Here is an 11,252-nt window from a genome sequence, read left to right as displayed (position 1 = left end):
AAATGGCTACCGAAATCAAGGTCCCCACGCTGGGTGAGTCCGTCTCCGAAGCGACGGTCGCCCGCTGGCTGAAGAAGGCCGGCGAGGCCGTCGCCATGGACGAGGCGCTGGTCGAGCTGGAGACCGACAAGGTCACGCTTGAGGTGAATGCGTCGGCCGCCGGCGTGCTGGCCGAGATCGTCGCTCCGGAAGGGGCGAACGTCGAGGTCGGCGCCCTGCTGGGCGTCATCAACGAGGGTGCCAGCGCCGGCGCCGCCCCGGCGGCTGCTCCGGCGCCCGCCGCCGCTCCGGCTCCGGCAGCCGCACCGGCCCCGGCCGCTGCCCCGGCTGCCGCCACCCCGGGCAACCTGGCCGCTTCCGGCCCGGCCGCCCGCAAGCTGGCCGATGAGAAGGGCATCGACGGCTCGTCCATCGCCGGTTCGGGCAAGGATGGCCGCGTGACCAAGGGCGACGTTCTGGCCGCCCCCGCCCCGGCCGCCAAGCCGGCCGCTCCGGCCCCGGCGCCGAAGATGGTGTGGGCCGCCGGCACCCAGGGCGACCGTCCCCGCGCCGCCCAGGAAGAGCGCGTCCGCATGACCCGCCTGCGCCAGCGCATCGCCGAGCGCCTGAAGGAGGCCCAGAACAGCGCCGCCATGCTGACCACCTTCAACGAGGTGGACATGTCGGCCGCGATCGCTCTGCGCGCCGAGTACAAGGACTATTTCGAGAAGCGCCACAAGGTGCGGCTCGGCTTCATGTCCTTCTTCGTCAAGGCCGCCGTCCAGGCCCTCAAGGAGATCCCGGCCGTCAACGCCGAGATCGACGGGACCGACATCGTTTACAAGAACTACTATGACATCGGCGTCGCCGTCGGCACGCCGCAGGGTCTGGTGGTTCCGGTGGTGCGCGACGCCGACAAGCTGGACTTCGCCGGCGTCGAGGGCACCATCGCCGCCCTCGGCAAGAAGGGCCGCGACGGCAAGCTGTCGATGGACGAACTGACCGGTGGCACCTTCACCATCTCCAACGGTGGTGTCTACGGCTCGCTGATGTCGACCCCGATCATCAACCCGCCGCAGTCGGCCATCCTTGGCATGCACAAGACGATGGACCGCGCGGTCGTTGTCGGCGGCAAGATCGAGGTCCGCCCGATGATGTATCTGGCGCTGTCCTACGACCACCGCATCATCGACGGCAAGGAGGCGGTCACCTTCCTCGTCCGCATCAAGGAGCTGATCGAGGATCCGCGCCGCCTGCTGCTGGACGTCTGATCCGAGATAACGGGCTTAACGAGGCAAGGGAGGGCTCCGCCCCTCCCTTGACCCGGCCGCCAAGGGCACTGCCCTTGGAACCCTGAAGGGGCGCCGCAAGGCGCCCTTTTTCTTTTGGCACGCACTCCCCCGAAGAATCTCCCTCTCCCCCCGGGAGAGGGGATACCTGCCCCCAAAAGGTTCGCGCAAACAACAGTCCGCAGCCCGCTCAAATCCTCTTGCCAGAGATACGGTATCTGGTATACCGTATCGATAATGTCAGTGCGACGGCGGTTTACGGGCCATCGCCGCACCGGCTCCCCCGGCGCCCAATCCAAGAGGGGGCGGACGCCAAGGAGATCGACATGGACGAGAAAGCAGCAGCGGGTTCGCCCGCGGTTGTGGATTGCGGGCAGCTGGTGGCGGTGATCGGCGATGCCGTCATCGTGTCCGATGCGGCCGGGGCCATCACCCTGTGGAACGCGGCGGCGGAGCGGATGTTCGGCTTCACCGCCGACGAGGCGATGGGCAAGTCGCTCGACATCATCATTCCGGAACGCCAGCGCCAGCGTCATTGGGATGGGTATGAAAAGACCATGGCCACCGGCGAGACCCGCTACGGCCATGACCTGCTTCGGGTTCCGGCGGTCCACAAGGATGGGCACAGCCTGTCGATCGCCTTCACCGTCGCGCTTTTGCGCGGGACCGACGGTGCGGTGACCGGGATCGTCGCCGTGGTGCGGGACGAAACCGCCCGCTGGACCGAAGAACGGACATTGCGCCGCCGCCTCAGCGAACTGGAAGCCGCCGCCCAAGCCGCCACCCAAGCAGGCGTGGCGGCGGCCGGCTGAGTGCCGCGCGGACTTTTGAGCAAATCCAAGAGACGAACTGAAACAACGCGAAATAAGGGAGTGTTGCAGTCATGACCAAGCCGCTCGAAGGCATCAAGATCATCGACTTCACCCATGTGCAGGCCGGCCCCGCCTGCACCCAGCTTCTGGCCTGGTACGGCGCGGACGTGATCAAGGTCGAACGTCCGGGTGCCGGCGACGTCACCCGCAGCCAGCTGCGTGACATCCCGGGCGCCGACGCGCTCTATTTCACCATGCTGAACAGCAACAAGCGCTCCCTGACGCTGGACACCAAGACGGCCGAGGGCAAGGAGGTCCTGACCCGTCTGATCAAGGAATCCGACGTTCTGGTCGAGAATTTCGGCCCCGGCGCGCTCGACCGCATGGGCTTCAGCTGGGACAAGATCCGCGAGCTGAACCCCGGCATGATCGTCGCCTCGGTCAAGGGCTTCAGCGACGGCCACCATTACCAGGACCTGAAGGTCTATGAGAACGTCGCCCAGTGCGCCGGCGGTGCCGCCTCGACCACCGGCTTCTGGGACGGCCCGCCGACCGTGTCCGCCGCCGCCCTCGGCGACAGCAACACCGGCATGCACCTCGCCATCGGCATCCTGACCGCGCTGATGGCCCGCACCAAGACCGGCAAGGGCCAGAAGGTCGCCGTGTCGATGCAGGACAGCGTCCTGAACCTCTGCCGCGTCAAGCTGCGCGACCAGCAGCGCCTGGACCGCGTCGGCTACCTGGAGGAATACCCGCAGTACCCGCACGGCAAGTTCACCGACGTGGTTCCGCGCGGCGGCAATGCCGGCGGCGGCGGCCAGCCGGGTTGGGTGCTGAAGTGCAAGGGCTGGGAGACCGATCCCAACGCCTACATCTACTTCACCATCCAGGGCCACGCCTGGGCGCCGATCTGCAAGGCGCTGGGCCGCGAGGAGTGGATCGACGACCCGGCCTACAACACCGCCGAGGCGCGTCAGGACAAGATCTTCGACATCTTCGCGATCATCGAGGATTGGCTGAAGGACAAGACCAAGTTCGAGGCCGTCGACATCCTGCGCAAGTACGACATCCCGTGCTCGCCGGTGCTGTCGATGAAGGAGATCGCCAACGACCCGTCGCTGCGCGCCAGCGGCACGGTGGTGGAGGTCGACCACAAGGTGCGCGGCAAGTACCTGACGGTGGGCAGCCCGATCAAGTTCTCCGACATGACGGTCGAGGTCACCGGCTCCCCGCTGCTCGGCGAGCACACCGACGAGGTTCTGGCCCAGCTCGGCTACAACAAGGACCAGATCGCCGCCATGCACGACGCCAAGGTGGTCTGATCCCCGTCCCATCCTGACCCTCCTTTGCCCAGCGGAGGAGGGTGGGGTGGGGGCAATCAGCCCCCCCCGAAAGCACGAAACGGCGCCCCACAAGGGCGCCGTTTCCATTTCCGCATCCGCCACCCCGGCCGATGCCCCGGCCATCAAATCTTCCCGCTGCGCTCCAGATCGTTCAGGATCTCGCCCGCCCGGTTGGTCAGCGTCCGCGCCAGCCGGTCGTAATGGCCGTCGCCGGTCATGCGGGCACGCTGCGCGGCCTCCGCCCCCAGCTGGGCGAGTTCGTGCGCCATCTTCCGATAATCCGGGACCGTGGTCCAAGTGATGTCCGGCTCGGCCGCATCCGCCCCGGCAATGACCGGCCCTGCGCCACGTCGTTTCGGATGATCCTTGGAAGCCACAACCACCCCACCCACCGGTGCCAGTGAAGGGTGCATCCTGGCATACCAGTCCGCCCGAACCAACCAACGCTTACGGCAGCAACAGCACAGCCTTTGGCTGTGGCCGGCCTTGCCGAATCGGATAGGCCGCCTCCCGGTGGAAGTCCCGCCAGTCGATCAGCAGGGTCAGTCGATCAGCAGGTCCAGCGTCGAGCGCACCACCTGCACGATCTCGCCGCCGAAGGAGGATGTCGTCTGGCCACGGGCGTTGACGATGATCGACAGCTCATGCTCCGTCGTCGGGGCGAAGCGGGCGATCTCCTGCACCAGATCGTCAGCCAGGATGGCGTCGCGGGTCACCCCGGCCTGGGTGGCGGCCTTGTCGCGCCAGCCGTTCAGCGCGGCGGCGATGGCCGCCTCGATCTGCTGCGACTCCTCCTTGCGGCGGAGATCGGTGAACAGCACCAGCACGCGCCACGCCCCGTCGGCATAGGCGGTTTCGATGCGCTGGACCTCGACCGTCCGCAGGAAGGCGGACAGCTGCGCCTGCGCCTCGTCGGCGGCGGCATCGGGAATGGTGAAGGTGCGGATCTCGGTGCTCATCGCCCAACCCTTTTGTAAGGGGCCAACCCTGCTGTAAGGCCGTCCTCCGTGGTCGGAGCCTACACAGAAATGGCGCGTTCGGCAAACCGGGACCCTGCGACGGAGGTGCTCCGGGACCTTGGGGATACCCCCAATTACCGTGTGTCGATTCGCCTCCCCCGCGCGTTGTGGGAGTAGCCGCAGCACGCCCGGAGACGCCCGATGTCCGATCTCGCCCCGCAGGAGCCACAGCCCCAGCCACAGCCCCAGCCGGAACCGCACTCCCTCCCTGCCCATGCCGCGGATACCGCCACCGCCGCGACACCGCGACAGGGCCGGCGGCGCTGGTGGATGGCGGCAACCGGAGTGCTGCTGGTGCCGCTGGCTCTGGCCGGGCTGGCGGCGCTCGGAGTGCTGTGGACCGGCTCCCTGCTCTACGACCAGCCCTTCGCCTGGTACAACCTGAACCGCATCAATGCGGTTGCCGAGCGGGCGGCGCGCACCCCCGATTCGGTGCTGGTGGTGGCGCTGGGCGACACTGCCCTGCGCGACGCCACGCTGGACGAGCCCGGCATGGCGAAGATCGCCGCCGAGCGCGGGGTGCCCAGACTGGAGTTCCTGCGCATCGTCCACCGGCAGGCCCAGTTCGCCGACTTCGAGCCGCTGCTCGACCGGCTGATCGCGGTGAAGCCGACGCTGATCCTGCTCGACCGCAACCTGCTGACCGCCAGCCGCAACCCGGTGGACGAGCTGCAACGCTACGGCAACGGCCTGCTGCGGCTCTATCGCGGCCAGACCTACGTCCAGGATCAGGTGGCGCTGCAATACCGGCGCGGCTGCGGCCCGACCCCGTCGGCCTGGCTGACCGGCGGGTCGCCGGGCGCCGTCACCGGCTCGACCGCCACCGAGCGGCAGGTGCGCGCCTTCATCGACCGCGCCTGGGCCGCCGGCATCCGCGTCGCCCTGATCGAAGTCTCCAGCCGCCCGGCCCGGCAGGCCCCCAGCCTGATCGCCACCGCGTCGGCCGCCGAACCGGCCGCCCAGCCCTCGACCGCCAGCCTGCCGCTGTGGAACTACGGCAGCGCCGCCGCGGAGCCGGACGATTATGAGGACGCCGCTCCCACCGCCGCCTGCGATCAGGCCAGCGCCAACGGCCGCAACGCCTTCTCCGCCTGGCTGAGCGGCGGCATCGCCGGCGCTGTGGCCGGCGCCCAGCCGGATCGCATGCCCGGCCGCGCCGTGGTGACGGAGGCCGCATCGCTGCCGTAATGCCGCACTGCAACCATCTCCCGTTCTTTCCGCCTTCCGGTTAAACCACTTTTTGTTTATGGTTTTGTGGTCGGGCGAGTCGCAACAGGAGACGGATGCATGGCTTCCATCATGATCAAGAAGGCCGGCGAAGGGCTGGTCTCGCAGGCCCACCGCAACGCCGACGTCGGCCCGACCAGCGGCAGCTCGGTCGTTTACGAAATCCAGAACGTGCCGGGCGGCGTCAGCGTCGACGACGTGATCGCCGCCTTCAAGACCTACCAGCCGGCCGACAAGGTGTACGAGATCGACTGGTCCGCCCTGTCAAAGTAACCAGGGAAGGGGGCCGCCAACGCCCCCTTCCTCACATGCCCGCTTACTGCTGCAGCGCCGGATAGCGCTTGGCCCACACCTCCAGCTGGGCGACATGCTCGGCCTCTTCGGCGGCGAACTCCTCGGCCATCATGCGGACCTCGGCGTCGGTGGTGGTCTTCGCCACCTCGGCGTAGAAGGCCTGCCCGCGCCGTTCGCTGTCGAGCGCCAGCTCCAGCGCGTATTCCACCGTCATCAGATAGTGCGACCCCTCCATCGAGGCCGCTTCCGGGCTGTCGCCGTCCGGCCACTGGAAGTCTTCCGGCGCCAGATCGGGGATCTTGCGGAAGCCCGACCGTTCCCGCGCCTCGGCCAGATGCAGACGCGAGAATTTCGCCATCTGGCCGAAGAAGGCCGCGACCTCCTGGTTGCCATAGGTCTTCATCGCCTCCGACAGGTCGGAGAAGCGGGTGGCGGCGTCCTCCTCCAGCGCGCAGGCATGGGCGAGGAACAGGGCGGCATCGTGGATATCGGTCATGGATCCCTGTGAAGTGCGAAGAAGCCCGACGACCCCAAAACCATACAGTTTTTGCGGTCATCGGTCGCGGCCGCTCTCCCCCCGCCCCGCCCCTGCGACCTTTTGGCGCGCGCCGTCCTGCCCGCCTCCCGAAAACCATTGCCTTTCCCGCCGGTTCGCGGCAGCAGACTCCCCCTCATGAGCAAGCCCGCCTTCCCCGCCCTGCCCCCCCTTCCAATAGATCCCGTCCTGCCCGCCCTCTTGGAGGCGCTGGACAGCCGCGGCACCGCCGTACTCCAGGCCCCGCCCGGTGCCGGCAAGACAACCCGCGTGCCGCTGGCCCTGCTGGAGGCCGGTTGGCTGAAGGGCCGCAAGATCCTGGTTCTGGAGCCACGGCGCCTCGCCGCCCGCGCCGCCGCCCGCCGGATGGCGTCGATGCTGGGGGAGGCGGTGGGCGAGACCGTCGGCTACCGCGTCCGCCTCGACACCAAGATCGGCCCGAAGACCCGGATCGAGGTGGTGACCGACGGCCTGTTCCTGCGCCAGCTTCAGGAGGATCCGGAGCTTCCCGCCGTCGGTGCCGTCCTGTTCGACGAGTTCCACGAGCGCGGCATCGACAGCGACCTCGCCCTTGCCCTGGTGCAGGAGGCGCGCGGGGCGCTGCGCGACGACCTGCGCCTCGTCGTGATGTCGGCGACGCTGGACGCCGCCCCGGTCGCCACCCTTCTCGCGGACACGCAAGGCCCCGCCGCAATGGTGACCAGCGAGGGCCGCGCCTACCCGGTCGAGACCCGCCACCTCGACGCCCCGGCGCCCACAGGAAGAATGGACGGCACCCGCATCGAGGACGCCGTTGCCGCCGCCGTCCGCCGCGCGCTGCGCGAGGAGCCCGGCAACGCCCTGGTCTTCCTGCCCGGCGTCGGCGAGATCCGCCGCGTCCAGTCGCTGCTCGACCAGTCCGACCTGGGGCCGAACACCGTCATCGCCCCGCTCTATGGCGACCTGTCGGCCGAGGCGCAGGACCGGGCCATCGCCCCCACCCCGCCCGGCCAGCGCAAGATCGTGCTGGCCACCTCGATCGCCGAGACCAGCCTGACCATCGAGGGCATCCGCATCGTGGTCGACAGCGGCCTGATGCGGGTTCCGCGTTTCGACCCGCGCGGCGGCATGACCCGTCTGGCGACGGTGAAGGTCAGCCAGGCCTCTGCCGAGCAGCGCCGCGGCCGCGCCGGCCGTCTGGAGCCCGGCGTCTGCTACCGCCTGTGGCCGGAGGCGACGCACAAGGCGCTGGCCCCCTTCACCACGCCGGAGATCGCCGACGCCGACCTAGCCCCGCTGGCGCTGGAGCTTGCGGTGTGGGGTGTCTCCGACCCCGCCGGCCTGTCCTGGCTCGACCAGCCGCCGCCTGCGGCGATAGCCCAGGCGCGCGAGCTGCTGACCGGCCTCGGCGCTCTCGACCGCAAAGGCGCGATCACCCCGCACGGCCGACGCATGGCCGGCTTCGGCGTGCATCCGCGTCTGGCCCACATGATGCTGGCCGGCAAGGCGATGGGCCAGGGCGCGCTCGCCTGTCTGGTCGCCGCCCTCCTAGGCGAACGCGACATCGTCCGCAGCCAGCCCGGCTTCCGCGACGCCGACCTGCGCCTGCGCGTCGACCTGCTGCGCGGCGAGGAGCGTGGCGGCCAGGGTGCCGCGCGCGGCCTCAGCGTCGACCGCGGCGGGGCACAGCAGGCGGTGAAGCAGGCCCGGCAGTGGCGCCGCCAGCTCGGCGTGCGCGACGACGACGCGATGGACTCCAACGCCGTCGGCATCCTGCTGGCGCTGGCCTATCCCGACCGCATCGGCCAGCGCCGTCCCGGCGGCCAACCGGGCGGAGTCGCGGCGCAGTACCGCCTGTCGGGCGGGCGCGGCGCCTATTTCCAGCAGGCCGAGCCGCTGTCGGCCGAGGAGTGGCTCGCCATCGCCGACCTCGACGGCGCCGCCCGCGAATCGCGCATCTTCCTGGCCGCCCCGGTGACGCTGGCCGATCTGGAGGAGAGCTTCGCCGACGACATCCGCACGGAGACCATTGTCGCCTGGGACGCGCGCGAGCAGATGGTGCTGGCGCGGCGGCGGCGCATGCTGTTCGCCCTGATCCTGAAGGACGAGAAGCTGGCCAAGCCGCCGGCCGACGCGATGGTTGCCGCGATGATCGAGGGCATCCGCGCGCTCGGCCCCGCCTGCCTGCCCTGGACCGACGAGCTGCGCAAATGGCGCACCCGCGTGATGTTCCTGCGCGCCCGCGAGGGCGACGTCCACGGCTGGCCCGACCTGTCCGACGCCGCCCTGATGGACGGTTTGGAGGAGTGGCTGGCCCCCTTCCTCGACGGCGTGTCGCGCCGCGCCCATCTGGAGCGCATCGACCTGTCGAGCGCGCTCCGCGCCCTGCTGCCCTGGGAATTGAAGACCCGCCTGGACGCCGAGGCCCCGACCCATGTCGAGGTGCCGAGCGGCTCCCGCATCCCCATCGACTATGACGGCGAGGAGCCGGTGCTGGCGGTGCGGTTGCAGGAGATGTTCGGCCTGGCCGAGACCCCGCGCATCGCCGGCGGCCGGGTGCCCGTGCTGCTGCACCTGCTGTCCCCTGCCCGCCGCCCGGTCCAGGTCACCCGCGACCTCGCGAGCTTCTGGGCCAACGCCTACAAGGCGGTTAAGGCGGATTTGAAGGGCCAGTACCCGAAACACTACTGGCCCGACAACCCGCTGGAGGCCGAACCGACCGCAAGGGCAAAGCCGAGGGGGCGGTGAGAGCGATACAATGCTAAAAAAATCTGGCTCATCCCAGCGAAGACAATTGAAATTATGCTTATACCTGTTTTACAATCCATATAAGAGCATTATAGCGTTAATACAAGCGTAAAAAGAGAAATGCCATGACGGAATATGCCGATTGAAATGAAGATCTCTGCGAAATTCTATTTATATTAAATATCAGCAATCGGAGTAATTTTTCATGATGACTCCAATAAAATTATTTTTCTTCCAGTGAAATTCCAGAAAGACTGGATTGTATTAACATGTTTTGCCACTTGGTTAGAACCCATCACAAAACAATCTAGAGGGAACTTCTAATATGGATCCAATTCCTTTGATTACTTCTATTGTAGCGGGAGCATTTAGTGGCTTTGGTTCAGCATGGTGGGGAAGTCGCTTTAGAAGGGTACCTAGTATTATTGTGTCGGCAACCGGATTACGCTGCTCAGTTCCTGACACTTCCATTTTATTAGAAGAGAACGAGATAATTTGCCTTGATAATATGACCAGAGAAAATCTTCCTGAAGAATTAAAAAAGACATCCGCCTCAATAAGAAGAAAATTTGCTGAAAAACAAACCAGATTTTCTGGATCAAGGGATTTCTCAAAAAGCATAAAGCTTGCTTTGCATCTAGATGATGACAAAAGCGATTTATATCGTATATCTTTGGAAGACGCATTAGAAACTCTTAGACTTATCCAAGATTCTCCTTCTAAAGATTTTGCGGCTCACAGATCTGGACAGGACCAAGCTGAACGAGCAAAGAAACACGCAGCCATAATGGATGCTATTAAGAATAAGCAAGGTTACAAAGAAATTGTGGACGCAATCAAAGAAATCGATCACAGCGTCGGGGAAGCTTTCCATATATTTGGAGAGCACATGTTCGAGGTTCCGAAAGATCATATAGAGAATTTTGTCAATCATTTTTATGGATCAAACTCTTCCCCTATTATGGATGAGTACAGCAAAATATTAACCATATTTAGATCAAAAATATCAGAAGCCGAGAGACGAAAATCCATGGGAGTATGTTACGAAATTCCCGTAATGATAACAAACACGGGGCAAATCCCTGTGTCCATCACCAAGCATGCTCTATTTACCATAGATAATAGCGATGTCCTTATTCCTTTGGAGTGCATTGAAGAGGGAGATGTTATCGTTATACCGCCGTCCATAACAAAAGAAGTAATATTTACCAGCCCAAAGAAAGAAGAAATGAAACAAACGTGGGATATTGTAGAAAGCAACAGGAATATTATAGGAGCGTCAGCAAATATAGAAATAATGAACTCGACCAACAAAGAGATATTGAAGAGCAATAGCATCCCAATATCAATATCGCACAACTTCAAATCTATGTGCATAAACAACGTGCTTGGGGCAAGAAAATTTAAATATGCCGATATAAACGACATCCTCAGCAGGAAAACATAAGACAGCAAGACTTTATTAAAATGACTGACACGTAAACTTAGCCGATACCACATGCAATTAAAATAATAGGCCATGCTGAGCCCTGCTGACAATCAAGGCGGGCTCAGCATTTCGCAGAAATCACGACCAATCACCTCCGCATATTTTGTAGAAGCCGTCCTACGACTCGCAACTCCTTCGTAAGTTCGCCTCTCAAACCGCTTGCACCCGATGAGAACACAACCAGCTTGGAACGCCCTTGAAGCTAAGACGGCTGGAATGCATCCGCATCTGAGACACTGTTAAAGCGTTGCGGCTCTCTGATGGAGAGTAGCGATGGAAGAGCCGGAAGGACTCGGGCCGACCGAAGAGCGAGGCTGGCAATACAGCGCCTACGCTACCATCCAGGCGCTGATGCAGCGGCAAGGCAAACTTTTGGTGGACCGGATGTGCCAATTGGCCGGCGTGAGCAGGGCTGGCTTTTGTCGGCATTGGCAGGAGCGAGTGCCGGCAGCGGGGGGACCGCACTGCGCTTCGGGGCAGTCCAGCGATCCACAAACCCGCCGAAAAACGTTCCATCCCGTTCCACCCGCCCCACGCC

At 64.6% G+C, this 11,252-nt stretch carries 10 protein-coding genes; 7 read left to right on the top strand and 3 right to left on the bottom strand.

Translation table 11 applies throughout. The features are described 5' to 3' along the window. The first annotated feature begins 2 nt into the window (after positions 1 to 2). The 3 genes from odhB to frc all read left to right on the top strand — a co-directional run bounded on the left by odhB (position 3) and on the right by frc (position 3,402). Positions 3 to 1,250, top strand: coding sequence for a 2-oxoglutarate dehydrogenase complex dihydrolipoyllysine-residue succinyltransferase (odhB, locus tag E6C72_RS05790; RefSeq protein WP_109865363.1), 1,248 nt, complete (start codon positions 3 to 5; stop codon positions 1,248 to 1,250). Between the two features lie 344 nt (positions 1,251 to 1,594). Beyond that, a complete protein-coding gene (locus tag E6C72_RS05785; RefSeq protein ID WP_109865364.1) occupies positions 1,595 to 2,080 on the top strand; it encodes a PAS domain-containing protein in 486 nt (161 codons plus the stop codon). Between the two features lie 71 nt (positions 2,081 to 2,151). Beyond that, positions 2,152 to 3,402 (top strand): formyl-CoA transferase, encoded by a 1,251-nt coding sequence (gene frc, locus E6C72_RS05780; RefSeq protein ID WP_042699748.1) that lies wholly within the window; start codon positions 2,152 to 2,154, stop codon positions 3,400 to 3,402. Positions 3,403 to 3,545: 143 nt separating this feature from the next. Here the strand turns inward: frc and E6C72_RS05775 are convergent, their stop codons facing one another. Together E6C72_RS05775 and E6C72_RS05770 are read right to left on the bottom strand one after the other, a co-directional pair. Continuing rightward, complete coding sequence (locus E6C72_RS05775) at positions 3,546 to 3,692, bottom strand: hypothetical protein (RefSeq protein ID WP_247876153.1); 147 nt, start codon at positions 3,690 to 3,692, stop codon at positions 3,546 to 3,548. Positions 3,693 to 3,965: 273 nt separating this feature from the next. Continuing rightward, positions 3,966 to 4,382 carry an HRDC domain-containing protein gene (locus E6C72_RS05770; RefSeq protein ID WP_109865365.1) on the bottom strand — a complete coding sequence of 139 codons (417 nt, stop codon included), beginning with the start codon at positions 4,380 to 4,382 and terminating at the stop codon, positions 3,966 to 3,968. Positions 4,383 to 4,583: 201 nt separating this feature from the next. On the opposite strand from E6C72_RS05770, the gene E6C72_RS05765 reads away from it, so the two are divergent. Both E6C72_RS05765 and E6C72_RS05760 read left to right on the top strand, forming a co-directional pair. Continuing rightward, a complete protein-coding gene (locus E6C72_RS05765) occupies positions 4,584 to 5,630 on the top strand; it encodes a hypothetical protein (RefSeq protein ID WP_136700677.1) in 1,047 nt (348 codons plus the stop codon). A gap of 99 nt (positions 5,631 to 5,729) precedes the next feature. Next, positions 5,730 to 5,942, top strand: a complete 213-nt coding sequence (locus tag E6C72_RS05760; protein ID WP_098740667.1) for a hypothetical protein — start codon at positions 5,730 to 5,732, stop codon at positions 5,940 to 5,942. 43 nt (positions 5,943 to 5,985) lie between these two features. Here the strand turns inward: E6C72_RS05760 and E6C72_RS05755 are convergent, their stop codons facing one another. Continuing rightward, positions 5,986 to 6,459, bottom strand: coding sequence for a ferritin family protein (locus E6C72_RS05755; protein ID WP_109865367.1), 474 nt, complete (start codon positions 6,457 to 6,459; stop codon positions 5,986 to 5,988). Between the two features lie 177 nt (positions 6,460 to 6,636). On the opposite strand from E6C72_RS05755, the gene hrpB reads away from it, so the two are divergent. Together hrpB and E6C72_RS05745 are read left to right on the top strand one after the other, a co-directional pair. After that, positions 6,637 to 9,225, top strand: coding sequence for an ATP-dependent helicase HrpB (hrpB, locus tag E6C72_RS05750; RefSeq protein WP_109865368.1), 2,589 nt, complete (start codon positions 6,637 to 6,639; stop codon positions 9,223 to 9,225). A 325-nt stretch (positions 9,226 to 9,550) separates the two neighbouring features. Then, positions 9,551 to 10,672: a hypothetical protein gene (locus tag E6C72_RS05745; RefSeq protein ID WP_136700675.1), complete on the top strand. Its 1,122-nt coding sequence runs from the start codon at positions 9,551 to 9,553 to the stop codon at positions 10,670 to 10,672. The last annotated feature ends 580 nt before the right edge of the window (positions 10,673 to 11,252 follow it).

This window comes from Azospirillum sp. TSH100, assembly GCF_004923295.1.
Classification (GTDB): Bacteria; Pseudomonadota; Alphaproteobacteria; order Azospirillales; family Azospirillaceae; genus Azospirillum.
This window is presented reverse-complemented; position numbering and strand designations above follow the sequence as displayed.